Here is an 18,039-nt window from a genome sequence, read left to right on the forward strand (position 1 = left end):
GGCCCGTCACTCCGGCGGCGGCTCGGGGCGCGGGCCGGCGGCCCCCCGGCCCGACAGCACCTCGCCGTAGGCCTGCATGAGGTCGGGCAGCCGCAGCGTCGCGAGGTCCTCGCGCGAGGGGGTGCCCGGCCAGGAGGTCAGCCGCAGGTCGCGGTAGGCGCAGCTCTTCTCGTACAGCGTGCGCAGGAACCGGCCGTTGCCGAGCTCGTCGATCCAGCCCTCGTCCACGACGTGGCCGCTGATGCTGCGCAGCTCCTCCAGGGCCTCCTCGTCCCACCGGTCGCCGTTCGACGCCGCCAGCACCTCGCCGATCGCCGTCAGCTCGGGCGGTCGGTAGCTCGGGAAGTCGATGCGGGTGGTGAAGCGGGAGCCGAGCCCGGGATTGACGGCGAGCAGCCGGTCCATCCCCTCGGGGTATCCGGCGAGGATGACGACCAGCCGGTCCCGGTTGTCCTCCGCACGCTTGAGGAGCACCTGCAGGGCCTCGTCACCGTAGGCGTCTCCCTTGGCGTACCCGGAGTTGGACAGGCTGTAGGCCTCGTCCACGAAGAGGACCCCGCCGAGCGCGGAGTCGATCAGCTCGTTCGCCTTCACGGCCGTCTGGCCGAGGAACTCCCCGACCAGGTCCGAGCGCTGGGCCTCCACCAGGTGGTCCCCGCCCAGCAGGCCCAGGGCGTAGAACACCCGCCCGAGTATCCGCGCCACCGTCGTCTTGCCCGTGCCCGACGGGCCGGAGAAGACGAAGTGCCGCTTGGGGGGCTGCACCGGCAGCCCCTGACGGGACCGCAGCCGGGCCATGTGCAGCTGCGCCGAGAGCGCCCGGACCTGGCGTTTGACCGGCTCCAGCCCCACCATGCCCGCCAGCTCGTCCAGCGCCCGGGCCAGCAGGTCCGGGTCGGCCGGTCCCCGGGGCCAGCGCTCGGCCGGCCCCCGGCCCGTCCGCCGCGCGGCGCCGTCCCGTACCGCACCGACCCCCATCGGGGCGCCCGGCGCCGTGTCCCACAGCTCCTCCGGCACGGCGTCCGGGGCCCCGCCGCCGTCCGGGCCGCCCGGTTCGGTCCCCGTCTCGCGGGGGCCGCCGCCGTCCGGCACCGTGCCGTCCGGCATGCCGCCACCGGCCGTCCGCAGCGGAGCGGCCCAGGAGGAGGTGAGCGCGTCGGCCGTACCGTCCGACTCGGCGATGGCGGTGAGCCGGGCGGCGGTGTCCATGAAGGCCGGGTCCACCCGGTGCACGGCGCGGTACAGCGGCAGGGCCGCCGCGCTGCGGCCGGTGCCCTCCCGCGCCCGTGCCAGCCAGTACCGCAGCTCCTTGCGCTGCGGCTGCTCGCTGCGGCACCGCATCAGGGCGGTGGCCAGGAGCGGTTCGGCCTGCCCGTACATCTCCAGCCGCACCCGGGCCATGCCCGCGAACAGACCGGCCTCTATCCCCAGCAGGGGATCGTCGACCAGCGGCTCGGTGTGGACCACCAGGCCCTCCCAGTCCTTGGCGAGGTAGGCGCGGCAGGCGTGGAGGAAGCGGACGTGTGGATCGGAGTCCGGCGGCGGACACCCGGCCAGCGCGCGGTCGAGCTCGGCCAGGTGCCGGCCGTCCAGCCAGTGCGAGGCGTGCGCGAGCAGCAGGTCGCGGCCGTTCTCCAGGACCGGCTGGACCCACCAGCCGAGCCAGTACCAGGAGTTGAGCTTCCGCCCGTGCCGGGAGCGCTGCTCCCCGAAGCGGTCGCGGTACTCGAACATCCGCAGCAGCGCCGTGACGGTGTCCACGCGCAGCGCGTGCAGCCCCAGCCAGGCGTCGGCCATGCCGACGTCCAGCCGCACCGCAGCACGGAACTCCTCCTCGGCCCGGGGGTAGTTGCCCACGGTGTAGGAGTCCACGCCGCGCAGCCAGGCCAGGTCGGCCGGTGCGCGCGGCTCTCCCGCGTCCCGCGTGCCGAAGTCCATCCCGTCCCCCAGGGCCGATCCCGTCGGGTCTCGCCGGGCCTCACCCTGCCCGGCCAACTGCCGTATCACGGACGGCGGTTGAAGCTCGCTGAAGAATCATGGTCGGGGATCGCCCGGCGCCTCGCAACGTCTCGCATCGTACCCGTGCCGCACGCTGCGTCGAAGGCCGCGGTACGGACGGTATGCGCACGCCCGGCGCCGGCGCCGGGCGAATTTCACTCAGGGTGACCGCAGCCGACGTTCGGCGACCGGCCCGGCCGCGCCGCGCCCCGGGCAGGACGGAGCCCCCGGTCACGGGGGAACGACCGAGGGCTCCGCGTGTGCAGACGATCCGAACGGACCGTGTACCGCGAACGTAATCCTTCACCCCGTCGCAGGTCAAGGCATATGCGCACCGAGGAGGACGCACGTCCCCGCGCCCGCGGTGACCCCGTCACGCCGTGCGCGCCGCCGGTGGCCCGGCGCGGTCAGCGACCCGCCCCCGGGCTCGCCCGGCCCCGCCCGTACCGGCCGCACACCGGACCCGTGTGACTACTCCGGGTCACGGCCGTCGTGGAGCCGGGACGCCCTCGCCCCCGGCAGCGCCGCGTAGCCGCGCGGCACCTGCCGCACGAGCAGATCCGCGTACGGACGGGTCGGGTCGGCGGCGAAGTGCGCGCGTTCGGCCGCCGTCCACGCGTCCCAGAACGCCGCCAGCCCGGGGCCGTCGCGGCGCCGCCCGCGCTCCCAGGCGATCTCGCGATCGACGTCGAGCCACACCACCGCCGCCAGCGCGGGCCGCACCGCCCGCCGGCCGGCGCCCACCCCCTCCAGCAGCACCACGGGCGCGGGCGGCAGGGCGAGCCGCCGCCCCCAGGCCCGCCGCTCCCAGTCGTACGCCGCAGGCCGGGCCGTGGCCCCGTGCGCGAAGGGGGTGAGGACGTCGTCGGCGAGCCGCGCCGTCCAGCCGAAGAACGAGGCGTGCGAGGCCAGATCGTCCAGGTGCAGGACCGGGGCGTCGCCCAGCGCCGCCGCCAGGCTCCGGGCCAGCGTGCTCTTGCCCGACCCCGCGTGCCCGTCGACGGCCACCAGGCGCACCGCCCCGCAGGAGGCCGGGAGCGCCCGCAGCCGCGCCGCGAGGGCGACCAGGGCGGGGGAGGGGGACGTCACCCGGCCAGCCTACGGCCCGCTGGACCGTCAGTGGTCCAGGCCCATGACGGCCGGCGCCCACCGGGCGCGGCCTCTGGCCCGGCGCCCCCCTCCCGGCGATAGTTGACGCAGCCGCCACCGCGGCGACCGACTCCGAGCGACTTGGGGGACCACCCGCATGAGCCGACCCGTCCCGACCCGTCGAGCCCTCCTGGCGGCCTCCGTGGCCGTCGCCGCCACCGCGGCGGCGAGCACGGTGCCGGCCGCCGCCGTACCCGCGCGGCCCCCGGCCGGCGGTGGCGGACGGACCGCGTCCACCGTCGCCCACCGGGCGTGGAGCGGGGTCCGCGACTGGCGGCACGGCACGTCCGACGGTCTTCGCGTGCACCGGGGTGCGCGCCCCGGCCTCCGCATCGGCACCCCCGCCGGGACGTCGACCTACCGCGACCCGCACGGCGGCACCGCGCGCGAGCGGTGGGAGTACGGCACGTGGCTCTCCCCGGTCCAGCGCCCGCACCACCCCGCCGGTGAGCTCATCGCCTCCTGGAACGCCGACACCCCCGAGGGCACCTGGCTGCGGGTCGAGGCCCGCGGGACCTACCCGGACGGCACGTCCTCGCCCTGGTACACGCTCGGCGTGTGGACCTCCGGCGACGGCGACGACGTGCCCCGCCGCACGTCGGTGAGCGGCCAGGGCGACGGACGCAGCACGGTGTGGACCGACACCCTGGCCGTCACCGAGGAGGGCCTGAAGCTCACCGCGTTCCAGCTCCGCGCCACCCTGCTGCGCGCCCCGGGCAGCCGGGAGACGCCGACGCTGTGGCGGCTGGGCGCCATGACCTCCGACGTGCCCGACCGGTTCGAGGTGCCCGCCACCGCGCCCGGCGAGGCGGCCGGTGTCGAGCTGGACGCGCCGCGCTACTCGCAGAACATCCACATCGGCCGCTACCCCGAGTACGACAACGGCGGCGAGGCCTGGTGCAGCCCGACGTCCTCCCAGATGATCATCGAGTCCTGGGGCCGGGTGCCGGACCCCGCCGACTACACCTGGGTCGACCCCGCCTACGACGACCCCCAGGTGTGCCACGCGGCCCGGGGCACCTACGACTACCAGTACGAAGGCTGCGGGAACTGGCCCTTCAACGCGGCCTACGCCGCCACCTACGACGACCTGCAGGCCGTCGTCACCCGGCTGGACTCCCTCCTCGACGCCGAACGGCTCGTCCGCGCCGGCATCCCGCTGATCACGTCGCAGTCCTTCCGGGAGGAGGAGCTGCCCGGCGCCGGGTACGGCACCGCCGGCCACCTGATGACCGTGGTCGGCTTCACCCGGGACGGCGACGTCATCGCCAACGACCCGAACGCCGACGGCAACGCCGAGGTCCGCCGCGTCTACCCCCGGCGGGCGTTCGAGAACATCTGGCTGCGCACCAAGCGCCTCGACGCCGACGGCCGCGTCAGGGGCGGCACCGGAGGCGTGTGCTACCTCTACTTCCCCACCCGCCTCACCCCCCGTCAGCGCCACGTCCTGCGCTCCCTCGGCGTCGCCTGAACGCTCACTCCTCCGCCCTCCGTCCTCCGCCGTGCCCGGACGTGCGACCGCCGGGTCCACCCGCTGACCGGCCGTCACGCGCGGCGGGGGACATGGTCGCGGCAGTGGGGCGCCACGGCGTCCGACCGGCGTCACCCGCCCGCCCCACCCCGCCCGACGGGCCGTTTGACCGTCCACTGCCGGGTAACCCGCCCCACGCCCGGTGGAGACGAGGATTGCGGAGGACGACGTGACTCAGGTCGCCGACCACGTGCTCGAACGCCTGAAGGCGTGGGGCACGCACCGTGTGTACGGCTATCCCGGCGACGGCATCAACGGCCTCCTGGGAGCCTTCGACCGGGCGCAGGGCGACCCGGAGTTCATCCAGGCCCGCCACGAGGAGATGGCCGCCTTCATGGCCTGCGGCCACGCCAAGTTCACCGGTGAGGTCGGTGTCTGCGTCGCCACCTCGGGCCCCGGGGGCGTCCACCTGCTCAACGGTCTCTACGACGCCAAGCTCGACCACCAGCCCGTGGTCGCCGTCGTCGGCCAGCAGAAGCGGTTGTGCCTCGGCTCGCACTACCAGCAGGAGATCGCGCTGGAGAACCTCTTCGCCGACGTCTCCGAGTTCTGCCAGATGGTGACGCACCCCGGGCAGGCCCGGCACGTCATCGACCGCGCCTACAAGACGGCACTCACCCGCCGAGGCGTGGCCACGATCATCATTCCGGACGACGTGCAGGAGGAGGAGGCCCAGCCCTCGCCCCCCAAGGCGCACGGTTCGGTCTTCTCCAGCGTCGGCTGGAGCAGGCCGCGCATGCTGCCCGACGAGCGGGAGCTGCGCAGGGCCGCCGGCGTCCTCAACGAGGGCGAGCGCGTGGCCATCCTCATCGGGCAGGGCGCGGCCGAGGCCGAGGACGAGGTCAAGGAGGTCGCCGAGCTGCTGGGCGCCGGCGTCGCCAAGGCGCTCCTCGGCCGCGAGGTGCTGCCCGACTCCCTGCCCTACGTCACCGGCCCCATCGGCCTGCTGGGCAGCAGGGCCAGCGACGAGATGATGCAGCACTGCGACACACTGTTCATGATCGGCACGAGCTTCCCGTACGCGGAGTGGCTCCCCGACGAGGGACAGGCCCGGGGCGTGGAGATCGACATCGACGGGCGCATGATCGGGATGCGCTACCCGATGGACGCCCACCTCGTCGGCGACTCCAAGGAGACGCTGCGCGCGCTCATCCCGATGCTCCACCGCAAGGAGGACCGGAGCTGGCGCAAGCAGATCGAGAAGGACGTGGTGGAGTGGCACCGCGTCTGCGAACGCCGCGCGGACCAGCACTTCGACGGCACCGTCAACCCGCAGGCGGTGGCGAGCGAACTCTCGCCCCGGCTGCCCGACCACGCCATCGTGACCGCGGACTCCGGCTCCGGCACGAACTGGTGGGCCCGCCACCTCCTGCTGCGCGAGGGGATGCGGGCGTCCCTGTCCGGCACGCTCGCCACCATGGGCGCGGCCGTGCCCTACGCCATCGCGGCCCGCTTCGCCCACCCCGACCGCCCGGTGGTGGCCTTCATCGGGGACGGCGCGTTCCAGATGAACGGCATGAACGAGATGATCACCGTCAAGCGGTACCTGGACCGCCTGTCGGGCGAGCAGCCGCTGGTCTTCTGCGTGCTCAACAACCAGGACCTCAACCAGGTCACCTGGGAGCAGCGGGCCATGGGCGGCGACCCGAAGTACCCCGGCTCGCAGGACATCCCCGACGTGCCCTACGCCGCGTACGCCGAGCTCCTCGGGCTCAAGGGCATCCGCTGCGACACGCCGAGGAAGGTCGGGGCCGCCTGGGACGCGGCGCTGGCCAGCGAGGTGCCCGTCGTCCTGGAGTTCACGGTGGACGCCGAGATCGCCCCGATCCCGCCGCACATCAGGGTCGACCAGGGAAAGAAGGCCGCGAAGGCGATGGTCCGCGATCCCGACCGCACGGCGATCGCGGCCCGGGGCGTGCGTCAGAAGCTCACCGAGTTCGCCGGCCGCCTCCCCGGTCGCGGCCATGGCTGACCCGCCCTTCGTCGACCAGCCGAGGGACGCCGGGGGCACCGCGCTGCGGGGCACCCACGTGCCCTGGACGCTGCGGAGCTACGCGCTGCTCGCCGACGGCGAACGGGGCGCCCTCATCGATCCGCACGGCGCCGTGGTGTGGATGTGCGCACCGCGCTGGCACGACGCCGCCGTCTTCTCCGCCCTGATCGGCGGCAGCGGCGACTTCACCGTCCGGCCCGACGACCCGTGGCAGGTGTGGGGCGGCCGCTACGAGGACGGCAGCCTCATCCGGGTCAGCCGGTGGACGCTGACCGGCTCCCAGACCGAGTGCCGCGAGGCCCTCGCCCTGCCCGGCGACGCGGACCGGGCGGTCCTCCTGCGCCGGGTGCGCGCCGTGCGGGGCGCGGCACGGGTGCAGGTCCGGCTGGCCGTGCGCGCCGACTTCGGGACGCGTCCGATGACGGACCTCAGACTCCGGGACGGGGTCTGGCACGCCCGCAGCGGGTCCCTGCACGTCCGGCTGCACGGCCTCGCCCACGCCGCGGTCGGCCCGGACGGCGCTCTCGCCGCTCCCGTCGCCGTCCCGGCGGGCGGTGGCCACGACCTCGTCCTGGAGATCTCCGCAGGCCCCCGCGACGATCCGCTCGACCCCGCGCGGCTGTGGGAGCGGACGGAACGCGCGTGGGCACAGGCCGTCCCGGAGTGCCGGGAGCTGCCCGCCGCAGCCGACGTCCGCCAGGCGTACGCCGTCCTGACCGGCCTGACCAGCCGATCCGGGGGGATGGTCGCCGCCGCCACCACCTCGCTGCCCGAGCGGGCCGCCACGGGCCGGGACTACGACTACCGCTACGCGTGGCTGCGCGACCAGGCCTACGCGGGCACGGCCGTCGCCCGGCACGGCCCGCACCGGCTCGTCGACGACGCCGTGCGCTTCACGGCGCGCCGCCTGCACGAGGACGGTCCCCACCTGCGGCCGGCCTACCGGGTCGACGGCGGCCCCCTCCCGCGCGAGAGGACGCTGCCGCTGCCCGGGTATCCCGGCGGCGGCAACCGGATCGGCAACCGGGCGGGCGCGCAGTTCCAGCTCGACGTCTTCGGTGAGGCCCTGTCCCTGTTCGCCGCCGCCGCGCGCCTGGACCGGCTCGACGACGACGCCCGCCGCGCGGTGGACATCGCCGCCCGTGCCGTCGAGGAGACCTGGCGGCGTCCCGACGCCGGCCTGTGGGAGATCGAGCCGGCCTGGTGGACCCACTCCCGGCTCTCCGCCGTCGCCGGGCTGCGGGCGGCGGCCGAGGCCCTGCCCGGACCGTCGGCCCGGCGCTGGGAGGAGCTCGCGGACGCCGTCCTGCGGGAGACCGAGCGCACCTGCAAGCACCCCACGGGCCGCTGGCAGCGCTCCCCGCAGGACGCACGCCTGGACGCCGCCCTGCTCCGACCGCTGTCGATGGACCGCCGCCTCGCCGACGGCCCCGCCCTGACCGCGACCCGGGAGGCCGTGGAACGGGACCTGACCAGCGAGGGGTACGTCTACCGCTTCCAGCACGGCGACCACCCGCTCGGTCGGGCCGAGGGCGCCTTCCTGCTGTGCGGGCACTTCATGACCGCCGCGTGCCTCGCCGAGGGGCGCACCGCCGCGGCCGGACGGTGGTTCGAACGCACCCGCGGCGCCTGCGGCTCCCCGGGCCTGTACGCCGAGGAGTACGACGTCGTCCAGCGCCAGCTGCGCGGGAACCTGCCCCAGGCGTTCGTCCACGCGCTGCTCCTGGAGAACGCCGTCCGGCTCGCCGCCGCGCCCTGACCGACCGGCCCCGCGTTCCCGACGCCGCGTTCCCGACGCCGCGTTCCCGGCGCCGCGTTCCCGGCGCCGCGGGGTGCCCGACGACGCTCGCGGCCGTGCGGCGGAACTGCCCGCGGACCGGCTAACCGCCCAGCTCCAGCACGGTCTTGACGCCCTCCGGGTCCGGCTCGAACGCCCGCGCGAAGTCCGCCAGCGGCACCCGGCGGGTGATCATCCGGTTCAGCCACGCCACGTCGGCGGCGGCGAGCGCCTCGGCCGCCGCCGCGTAGTGCCCCCGGCCCGCGTTCACCGAGCCCACCACCGCCGAGTTCTCCAGCACCAGGTCGCGGTTGAGGGCCCCGGCGTCCAGCCGCAGGGTGCGTCCCGTCGCGGAGACACCGGTCAGGCACAGCAGACCGTACGCCGACAGCCCGCACATCGCGCCGAAGGCCACCGAGGGGGCGCCCGTCGCCTCGATGACGACGTCCGGCCGGACCGCGCGCAGCACCTCCTCGACGTCCCCGGTGTGGTAGGTGCCGCCCAGATCCCGGACGAGCTCCGGCTTGACCCCGCCGGTGACCCGGTCCAGGACGTGCACCTCCAGACCCCGCTGGCGGCCGAGCAGCGCCGCCAGCAGGCCGACGGGCCCGGCGCCGGTGACGAGCACCGAACCCGGCGCGAACCAGGCCCGGCCCCCGATCCGCATCACCTGCTCCCACGCCTTGGCCACGACGGTCGTCGGCTCCAGCAGGGCCCCCACACGTTCCAGCGACGGGTCGACCCGCACGGCGTAGTCGGCCTCGACCGTCCACAGCGTGGCCGCGTATCCGTCGATCTCCTTGATGCCGCGCTCGGTGTACCGCCCGTTGCGGCACATGTCGAACTCGCCGTGCGCGCACGCGCCGCACGGCACCGGATCGGGGCGCCGCACGATCCCGGCCACCAGGTCGCCCTCGGCGAACCCGCTGCCCGGCGGCGCCTGCCGCACCCGGCCCAGCGACTCGTGCCCGAGGACCAGCCGCTCCCGGCCGGGCGGGGCCCAGCCGTAGTCCCCGGCGACGATCTCCCGGTCGGTGCCGCACACCCCGAGCATCAGCCCTTCCACGAGCAGCTCGTGGTCGGCCGGGGCCGGGTCGGGCAGCGTCTCCAGCCGCAGGGAGTCCTGCTGCTGCGGGGCTACGGTCAGGGCGTGCATCGGCTCTCCTGGCGCTCGGACCTCAACAACCGCACGGGCCGACGCGGACCGCGCCGGCCGGGCCGTCCACGGGTTCCCGTGGACGGCCCGGCCTAATCCGGCCACCGGAGCGGCGGGAGGAGCGGAGCCACCTGGCGGACGCCTGCGCGAGCGGGGAGAGCCGCACACGTCCGGCGTCCTGACGGCCGAGGAGTTCACCGCCGCCAAGCGGGCCGTGCTCCGCCGCCTCTGACCCGCCCCGGTCCACCTCCCGTCGCCCCGCTGCCCGTGTCGACCGTCCTCACCAGCAACGATCGCCTCACGAGTGAGGCTCGGACCGTGACGGGAAGCCGCCGATCGGGCATACTCCATTGCGCCACAGCCGCTGGTCAGCCACCTTCGAGACCCGAGGGGGCACTATCGGCCGGGCCACAACATCCCTCTGGCGGCGCCGCCACACACCCGGCGCCCGTCGCCGTAGCGCCCGACAGGGAGGAGAGCGCCGCGATGTCCGAATACGGCCCCCAGCCGGTGGAGCGTCGGCTGCCCACCGAGGAAGCCCAGGATCTGCTGAGCCTGGTGCGTGACCTGGTGCAGCGCGAGATCGAGCCGGTCGCGGCGGAGGAGGAGGAAGCCGGCCGCTTCCCCCGGGAGACGTTCGCCCTGCTCTCTCGCTCCGGCCTGCTCGGGCTGCCCTACCCGGCCGAGTACGGCGGCGGGGACCAGCCCTACGAGGTCTACCTCCAGGTGCTGGAGGAGCTCGCGGCCGCCCGCCTGACCGTCGGCCTCGGTGTCAGCGTGCACAGCCTCGCCTGCCACGCACTGGCCTCCTTCGGCAGCAAGGAGCAGCGCTCCGAGCACCTGCCCGCGATGCTCGGGGGCGGACTGCTGGGCGCGTATTGCCTCTCCGAGCCCTCGTCCGGTTCCGACGCCGCCTCCCTGCGCACCCGCGCCGTGCGCGACGGCGACGACTGGGTGCTCACCGGGACCAAGGCCTGGATCACCCACGGCGGCATCGCCGACTTCTACACGGTGCTCGCCCGCACCGGCGGCGAGGGCCCGCGCGGCATCACCGCCTTCCTCGTGCCGGGTGACGCCGCCGGCCTCAGCGCGGGCGCGCCCGAGCGGAAGATGGGCATGAAGGGCTCGCCCACCGCGCAGATCAACCTCGACGACGTACGGGTCCCCGACGCCCGCCGCATCGGGGACGAGGGGCAGGGCTTCGCCGTCGCCCTCGCGGCCCTGGACGCCGGCCGGCTCGGGATCGCGGCCTGCGCCGTCGGCCTGGCCCAGGCCGCGCTGGACCAGGCCGTCGCCTACGCCGCCGAGCGGCGGCAGTTCGGCCGTCCCCTCGCCGACTTCCAGGGGCTGCGCTTCCTCATCGCCGACATGGCCACCCGGATCGAGGCCGGCCGCGCGCTGTACCTGGCCGCCGCCCGCCGCCGCGACGAGGGACTGCCCTTCACCCGCCAGGCCGCCATGGCGAAGCTGACCTGCACCGACACGGCGATGCAGGTGACCACCGACGCCGTGCAGGTCCTGGGCGGCTACGGCTACACGACGGACTTCCCCGTCGAGCGCTTCCTGCGGGAGGCGAAGATGCTGCAGATCGTCGAGGGCACCAACCAGATCCAGCGGGTCGTCATCGCCCGTCAGCTCCTCGGCCCGGAGAGCCGCTGACGCGCGGTGGGGCGGGGCCCCGGCGTCGGCCCCGCCCCACCCGGCGAGCGCCGGTCAGGACGCCGCCCGGGCCCGCCCGCCGTCCGGCGTGACGGCGTGCCACGTGCCGCCGACGCCGTGCCCGGCGGTGTCGCCCGGCTCCGCGTCGCCCGTGTACCAGTACACGGGCCAGCAGTCGATGGACAGCTGCTCGCTCCCGTCCGGCCGCTCCAACGTCGTCACCAGCTCCGGGTCGACGCCCTCCAGGGCCCGCACGTCCACCGGCGCGGCCGGCTTCCAGGTCTCCAGGCAGGACCCGGTGCAGTTCGACGCCATCGGCCAGGCGGTGTCCTGGTCGAAGCGGTACAGGGTGCGGCCCTCGGCGTCCCGCACGATCCGCCCGAGCTCCGGGTCCTCCGCCGCGCTCAGCGCGGCGTCGCCGCCGGGCTCCGGTCCTCGCGACTCCTGCGCTCCGCCGGCCGGCGGAGCGGCCTCACCGCCGTCCTCCGGCCGCGCTCCCGCGCCCGCCCTGCCGCCGTCGGCGGCCAGCGCGTTCCACGTGCCGCCGACGCCGTGGCCGCTGACGTCCCCCGGCCGGGCGTCCTTCACGTAGCGGTAGACGGGCCAGCCGCCCAGCGTGAGCTGCCGGGTGCCGTCGGCGCGGTCCACGGAGCCGAGCAGCTCCGCGTCCATGCCGGCCGCCGCCTCGGCGTCGTCGGCGGGGACCGGGGGCCAGGCGGCGGCGCAGTCGCCTTCGCAGGTGGCGGCCGGGGGCTTCGCCGAGTCCTCCTCGAAGCGGTACAGCGTCCAGCCGGCGCCGTCCGTGACGACCTCGCCCAGTTCGGCGTCGGCACGCAGGGCGAGGGTCTTCGCCGGGCCGGAGCGGTCCTCGGCACCGGTCGGCCGGGAGCCGTCGTCCCCGTAGCCTCCACCGGTGCCGTAGCCGGGGGAGAGGGAGGAGCTGTCCCCGGCGGGCCGCACCCGGTCCTCCGTCGTCCCCGCCTCCCCGCCGCAGGCCGACGTCACCGCCAGGACCGCCGCCACCGCCGTACCCGTCGCGACCCGCTGCCGCCGATTCCTCATGACCGCTCCTTCACCTCGGCTGACCTGTACTGCGGCCCCGGGGGCCGGACCGAGCCCCTCCGGGCTCCGTCGTGGTGGGCATACGGCCGGTGGCGGCCGTCCGGCTCAGCGTGCGCGGAAGTTGTGCGCGGGTGACAACTCCTCGGGCACGCCTGGTCCGTTCACTCCTGGATGCGCAGCGCCAGCGCCGGGCAGCGGCGCACGGCCCGCAGCGCGTCCTGTCGGAGGCGGCCGGGGACGTGTGAGACGGCCCGCTCCGGATAACCGTCGGGCCCCAGGCGCAGCACTCCGGGGGCGATGTCCGCGCACAGGCCGTGCCCCCGGCACAGCGTCCAGTCCACGACGAGTCGCTCGGTGTCCGCCCGCCCGCCGTCCGACCGGCCGCCGGTTCGGGGGGAGCCGGGGGAGCGGGCCTCCTCCTCGCCGAGCGGCAGCACCCCGCTCACCGGCAGCCCGCACGGCCCGCCCAGCGCGTGCGCGCGGAAGTGCCCGGCGAAGACCGTCAGCGCCGAGGTGACGAACCGCACGGTGCCGTCGGGGTGACCGCAGGCCCCCCGCCCGGTCACCGCGTCCATGCGCGCGGCGACGTCCGCCAGTGCCCGCTCGCCGCCGCCGCGCACCACCCGGTCCAGGTCGTCGGCGAGGCCGGGGAGGCCGGCGAAGCACGGCCCGCACTGGCCGGCCGACTCCCGCGCCATCCAGCGCGCCACCCGGGCCGCCTCCCCGGCCGGGCACGTCGACGCGGGCAGTGGCAGGACCGCGCCCGCCCCCAGCCCCGCCCCGGCGTCCGCGAGGGACTCCCGGGAGACGAGCGCCGTCCGCGCCGCCCGCGGGGCCAGCCAGCCGCCGTGGTAGCCGCCCACCAGCACGCCCTGACCGGGATCGGTGCCGCAGACCTTCAGGACGTACGGCAGCGGGACGCCGCTGGGCGTCTCCACCACCCGGGTGCCGCCGACGGTCAGCAGGACGGTGCCCGGCTCGCCGGGCAGCCCCACCGACCGGTACTCCAGCGCCCCCAGCCGCGCGGCGACGGCGATCTGGGCGTACGTCTCGGTGTTCGACAGCAGCGTCGGCAGTCCGCCCAGTCCGCTCTCGCTCGACCGCACCCGGCGTCCGGCGGGCAGGGCGCGCCCGTGGGCGATGCCGTTCACCAGCGCCGTGCCCTCCCCGGTGACGAAGCGCTCGGGCAGCCGGGTCACGTGCGGTCGCGGCGGCTGCGGACCGCGCTCGGCGACGGCCGCGCGCACCGACCGCTCGACGTCGACGCGCGTCACGCCGACCCACACCTCCTCGGCGCCCAGCGCCTGCGCGCACAGGGCCGCACCGTCGAGCACCAGGTGCGGCGCGTGCCGGAGCAGCGCCGTGTCCTTGAGGCAACTCGGCTCCCCCTCGCTGCCGTTGACCACGACCACGCAGCGTCCGCCGCGCCGCCGGGCCGAGTCGGCGACGGCCCGCACCTTGCGCGCGAACGGGAAGCCGGCCCCGCCCTTTCCGCGCAGATCGATGTTCGCGGCCAGCTCGACCAGTTCGTCGGCCCGCAGCCGGGGCGGGGAGCCGTGCACGGTCAGGTGCGCCACCCGGTCCAGACGGGCCACCCGGTCGAGGCCGGCGAGCAGCCGCGGCGGACCGATGGACAGCACCGAGGGGGTCACCTCCGCCACGGCGCCCACCTGCCCGCCCCGCCTCCGGCCCGGCCGCCCGGCCCCGGACCCCGGCCGCCGGGCGGCCACAGCCGCAGCCCCAGTGCGGCGGCGACACCGAGCAGGCACAGGACGTACGCCGCCGTCACCCAGCCGTCCGCCGCCCGTCCGGCCTTGAGGCCGTGCACCAGGGCGGCGCCCCAGGCGGGGTAGGCGCACATGTGCAGCGCCCGCCACCGGCGCGACCCGCTCCCGGAGGCGAACACGCTGCGCACCGCACCGGTGATCGCGACGGCGAGGAAGAGGTAGCCGGCGAGCGTGCCCAGGCCGAGGAGCACCGGCCGGGTGCCGTCGGCGAACGGCACACCGGCGGCGAGAGGACTGATCCGCCCCTCCGCCACCTTCACCCAGATGTGCAGGGCGAGGAAGCCCAGCCCCGCCACGGCCGTGCCCCGGTGCACGCCCTGCGCCAGCAGTCGGTGCGCGGAGGACAGGACGAGCCGGTCGGTCGCCGCCAGGCCCCACAGCACCGTGGCGGTCAGCGCGACCAGGGAGAGCACACCGGCCCCGAAGTCCAGGAACGCGACGGTGCGGTGGAACGCCCCGGCGCTCGCCGCGACCGCCAGGGACAGCACGCCCGAGAGCCCCAGACCGGGTGTGAGCCGAGACCGGGTGAGCACCGGCCTGACGCCGGCGTGCCGTCGGTGGTCGATCCGGCCGCGCGGCCCCCGGCGGGCACCGCCGCGGGGCGTCCCGCGCGCGGGGCCGGTCCTCGGCCGGTGGGAGCGGGCGCGCGGGCGGGCTCGGGGCCGAGTCGGGGCCGTGCCGGGGGAGGAAGCGCGGGTCGGCTGCCTCGGGGTCGGGGGGTCGGGCGTCAACGGAACCTCCGTACGATCCGGTTGCGAGCGGCCCGCCGGGCGGTGCACCGGCCGCCTGTGCGCCACCGGTCGCGCGCGCCGCCGTTCGTGAGCGAATTCGACAGCAATCGCGAGATGGTGTTACCGGAGTTAACCCGGGATCGCCGGTTCCGCTGTCGCCGCTTTGCGGGGTCAATTGCCGCGGGGACGGGCGCCAAGAGCATCGCTGAACGCCGTTCACCACTCGTCGGATTTATCGCGCTGTGACAAATTCCGGTCGCGGCGTCGCACCGCTGCGCGGGGCTGCGGATGATGCCCCTCCAAGGCGGTCCTGGCCGGATCCGTGCACGGCGGCCGGGACGCGGCCAGGAGGTGGCCGCCCCTCCCGTGAGGGCGCCGACGGATGGTTAAATCCCGTGCCAACTCGGGGAATCGGCACGGCTTCGGACATCCACGGGCCGCCCGGCACGGCAGCGGGCGGCCTCCACCCCGGCAGGAACGAGGTAGAGATGTGTGAACTGACCCATCGCATCTGGGCCCGCCCGCGCGGCGAATGGACGCGCGTTCTGCGAAAGGAACTGCCCGCCATCGCCGACCAGGTCGTCGATGTGCTTCAGCGCAGTATTCCGGAGTTTGCCACCCTTCCATCGGTAATCGACCGGGACGACGCGAAATCGTTCGTGGAAAACGCCCTGTTGATCGCACTCGGGTACCGCGAGGAGGGTGCGGAGGAACCCGCGCCGCGCCCCGGACGCCTCCCGGCGGCCGTGCCCATCGACCGCGCCAGGCGCCAGCTGTTCGCCGCCCTGACCGGCGACCCGTGCGCCCCGGAGCACTCCCTCGTGGAGCTGGCCCGCTCGGCCCGGTGGACGCTGCCCGACGCGGTGCGGGCCGTCGTCCTCACCTCTCCCGGTGAGGCCGGGCAACTCGCGTCGGCCCTCGGCGACACCCTCCTGAGCCTGGCGGACGGCGAGACCTGTCTGCTCGTCGCCGACGAGGGCCAGGGCACGCGTCACACCCTGGAGAACGTCCTGCGTGGCCGACCGGCGGCCGTCGGCCACGCCGTGCCGCTGGCCGAGACCGCCTCGTCGCTGCACTGGGCCCGGCGGCTGCTGCCGCTGCGCGCGCAGCGCGGCGCCCACACGCCCGAACCCGTCTTCGTCGACGACCACCTGACCCTGCTCCTGCTGCTCCAGGACGAGTCGCTCACCCGGGCCCTCAGCGGGCGCTGGCTCAGCCCGCTGGACGACCTGACGCCCCGGCAGAGCGAGCGGCTGGAGGTCACGCTCCTGGCGTGGCTGGAGAGCGGGGGCGCGCCGGAGGCCGCGCGTACCCTCCAGGTCCACCCGCAGACGGTCCGCTACCGGCTGCGGCAGATCGAGAAGCTGTTCGGCCCCGCGCTGCGCGACCCGCGCACCCGCTTCGAGCTGGAGATGACGCTGCGCAGCCGACGGCTCCTCGCGCAGCTGCGCCGCAGCCAGGCCCGGGCCGGGCGACGGGCCCGGGCGGTGGCGGCGGGCATGCGTCCCCTCGGCATCGCCCGGGAGGCACGCGTGAACGGGCTGTAGCACTCCGCGGGTGCTGCGCCACGGCGGCGGCGGGAGACGTCCTCCCGCCGCCGCTTCGCACGCCTCGGCCCGCCCGCCCGCTCCGGTGGGGGAGCCGGCGAACGGGCCCGGTCGGCGCGCGGCGCGTCAGCCGCAGTCACGGCCGCCGTTGACGCACGCCACCACCTTCCGCATCAGGTCCTCGTCCATGACGTTGATGAAGTCGCTGTGGTCGGTGACGGGTTTGTGCAGCTGCTCGGGGAAGCTGTCCACCGCGAACGCCGCACCGGGCGGCACGTCGTACACGATGCGCTGGACGAGCTGAGGGATCGCCCGGAACCCGTCCGGGCAGCCGCCGTCGTCCTCGGCGAACGCGACGTGCGTGCGGTGGTTCGCGCTGTCGGTGTTCTCGCCGTCCCAGCAGCTCTGGAACGCGAAGGTCCGCACCACCCGGCTGCCGTCGGGACAGATCGGGTACCGGTCGGTCAGCTGCCGGTCCTCGAAGCCGGTGCAGCTCCAGGAGGCGTTGGCGTTGTCCGTGCCGTTCGTGAAGGCCTTCGCGTCCCCGGTGATGACGCGCAGGAAGCGCGGCATGCCGGTGACCTCGGAGACCGGGCTGCCGCGGAAGGTGAGGTCGACGTCGGCCGGCCGGAGGATGCTGCCGAGGTTGCCGTCCAGGTGGCCGCCGGCGCCGCCGTCCCGGGTCCCGCGGTCGTCCCGGCGGCCGTCCAACTGCCGCAGCACGGGCCAGTAGTGGCTGGAGCGGTCACCGTTCTCGCAGGTCGTGTCGGCCCGGGCCAGCTCCTCGTCGTCGCTGAACGCGTCGGTGGCGAGGTTGCCGACGTAGTCGTGCACGTGGTGCGCGCCGTTGGCCACCCCGGGGTTGGCGATGACGTTGTCCGAGTTGAAGTGCTCCTCCCCGTTGGTGCCGCACTCGGTGGTGAACGTCCCGGTGGAGGCGTCGTCCCCGGGCCGCGGCGGCGGGTCGGACGGCCGCACGGTGCGGATGTCGACGAAGTCCTCGGGCACGGGTCCGCCCGGCTTCTCGACGCCCTTCCACGGCGCCATGCGCGCTCCGTCGGATACCGGCTCGGCCGTGTCGTCGCGCTGGACACCGCAGCGGCTCATCCGCTCCAGGTCCCCGGCCCGTCCCCCCGCACGCTCGATGTCCGAGGTGATGAGCCCGATGGTCCGCCCGCGCTCGCGTTCCAGCCCGGCCAGCACCGAACCCGCCCTCCAACGGGACGAGTTGAGCCGTTCGTAGGCGTGGGCGATCTGCGCGTCCAGGGCGGCCAGCTCCCGGCCCACCGGGCGCTTGGCGCTCTCGGGCACCTCGCGCAGCGCCATGCCCACGTCGGGGCAGTCGATCGTGCGGGCGACCTGACGGGCCTCCCCGCGCCCGCCGTCCCGCCGGTCCCCGCCGTCCCCCGGGCCGAACCCGGCGACGGCGTGGCCCGCCACGACGGCCGTTCCGCCGCCGCCCAGCACCAGGGCGCAGACGCCGGCGACCGTTCGGAGGGTCCGGCGGCTGCGCTGATGACCTTGTTTCCTCATCGGGTGACTCCACTTCGTCGCTCCGGGCAGGACCAAGGGCCCGACGCGCGGCGGCCGTCGGCTGTGCGGCCAGCGCTTCGAAGTCCACCAGACCGGTGTTCTCCAGCACCGTGATG

12 protein-coding genes are annotated in these 18,039 nt (G+C 75.5%); 5 read left to right on the forward strand and 7 right to left on the reverse strand.

All coding sequences use genetic code 11. From position 1 onward, the window contains the following. Positions 1 to 6 precede the first annotated feature (6 nt). Both IF129_RS09165 and IF129_RS09170 read right to left on the reverse strand, forming a co-directional pair. Positions 7 to 1,938, reverse strand: coding sequence for an AAA family ATPase (locus IF129_RS09165; RefSeq protein WP_191209018.1), 1,932 nt, complete (start codon positions 1,936 to 1,938; stop codon positions 7 to 9). A 531-nt stretch (positions 1,939 to 2,469) separates the two neighbouring features. Then, the gene (locus tag IF129_RS09170) at positions 2,470 to 3,087 is read right to left on the reverse strand and encodes a uridine kinase family protein (protein ID WP_318153637.1); all 618 of its coding nucleotides are present in this window, start codon (positions 3,085 to 3,087) and stop codon (positions 2,470 to 2,472) included. A gap of 157 nt (positions 3,088 to 3,244) precedes the next feature. Between IF129_RS09170 and IF129_RS09175 the strand changes: the two genes are divergently transcribed. From IF129_RS09175 to IF129_RS09185, 3 genes are all read left to right on the forward strand, one after another. Next, the gene (locus IF129_RS09175) at positions 3,245 to 4,618 is read left to right on the forward strand and encodes a peptidase C39 family protein (protein WP_191209019.1); all 1,374 of its coding nucleotides are present in this window, start codon (positions 3,245 to 3,247) and stop codon (positions 4,616 to 4,618) included. 229 nt (positions 4,619 to 4,847) lie between these two features. Then, positions 4,848 to 6,650: a thiamine pyrophosphate-requiring protein gene (locus IF129_RS09180; protein WP_191209020.1), complete on the forward strand. Its 1,803-nt coding sequence runs from the start codon at positions 4,848 to 4,850 to the stop codon at positions 6,648 to 6,650. Beyond that, positions 6,643 to 8,430, forward strand: a complete 1,788-nt coding sequence (locus IF129_RS09185; RefSeq protein ID WP_191209021.1) for a glycoside hydrolase family 15 protein — start codon at positions 6,643 to 6,645, stop codon at positions 8,428 to 8,430. The genes IF129_RS09180 and IF129_RS09185 overlap by 8 nt, the downstream gene beginning before the upstream one ends. Positions 8,431 to 8,551: 121 nt before the next feature. On the opposite strand, the gene IF129_RS09190 is transcribed toward IF129_RS09185, so the two are convergent. Further along, positions 8,552 to 9,604, reverse strand: a complete 1,053-nt coding sequence (locus IF129_RS09190; protein ID WP_191209022.1) for a glucose 1-dehydrogenase — start codon at positions 9,602 to 9,604, stop codon at positions 8,552 to 8,554. Positions 9,605 to 10,090: 486 nt separating this feature from the next. On the opposite strand from IF129_RS09190, the gene IF129_RS09195 reads away from it, so the two are divergent. Next, positions 10,091 to 11,263 carry an acyl-CoA dehydrogenase family protein gene (locus tag IF129_RS09195; RefSeq protein WP_191209023.1) on the forward strand — a complete coding sequence of 391 codons (1,173 nt, stop codon included), beginning with the start codon at positions 10,091 to 10,093 and terminating at the stop codon, positions 11,261 to 11,263. A 54-nt stretch (positions 11,264 to 11,317) separates the two neighbouring features. Here IF129_RS09195 and IF129_RS09200 read toward each other — a convergent pair whose 3' ends face one another. From IF129_RS09200 to IF129_RS09210, 3 genes are all read right to left on the reverse strand, one after another. Beyond that, on the reverse strand, positions 11,318 to 12,325 hold the full coding sequence (locus IF129_RS09200; protein WP_191209024.1) for an SCO0930 family lipoprotein: 1,008 nt from the start codon (positions 12,323 to 12,325) through the stop codon (positions 11,318 to 11,320). A 161-nt stretch (positions 12,326 to 12,486) separates the two neighbouring features. After that, positions 12,487 to 13,995 (reverse strand): NADH-ubiquinone oxidoreductase-F iron-sulfur binding region domain-containing protein, encoded by a 1,509-nt coding sequence (locus IF129_RS09205; protein WP_381480378.1) that lies wholly within the window; start codon positions 13,993 to 13,995, stop codon positions 12,487 to 12,489. Then, positions 13,974 to 14,645: a hypothetical protein gene (locus IF129_RS09210; RefSeq protein ID WP_191209025.1), complete on the reverse strand. Its 672-nt coding sequence runs from the start codon at positions 14,643 to 14,645 to the stop codon at positions 13,974 to 13,976. The genes IF129_RS09205 and IF129_RS09210 overlap by 22 nt, the downstream gene beginning before the upstream one ends. Before the next feature lie 872 nt (positions 14,646 to 15,517). Here IF129_RS09210 and IF129_RS09215 point away from each other — a divergent pair. Then, positions 15,518 to 16,390 (forward strand): PucR family transcriptional regulator, encoded by an 873-nt coding sequence (locus IF129_RS09215; RefSeq protein WP_318153639.1) that lies wholly within the window; start codon positions 15,518 to 15,520, stop codon positions 16,388 to 16,390. A gap of 126 nt (positions 16,391 to 16,516) precedes the next feature. Here IF129_RS09215 and IF129_RS26200 read toward each other — a convergent pair whose 3' ends face one another. Then, positions 16,517 to 17,923, reverse strand: a complete 1,407-nt coding sequence (locus IF129_RS26200; RefSeq protein ID WP_224754616.1) for a DUF1996 domain-containing protein — start codon at positions 17,921 to 17,923, stop codon at positions 16,517 to 16,519. Between the last annotated feature and the right edge of the window lie 116 nt (positions 17,924 to 18,039).

This window comes from Streptomyces chumphonensis (assembly GCF_014779715.1).
GTDB classification, from domain to species: domain Bacteria; phylum Actinomycetota; class Actinomycetes; order Streptomycetales; family Streptomycetaceae; genus Streptomyces; species Streptomyces chumphonensis.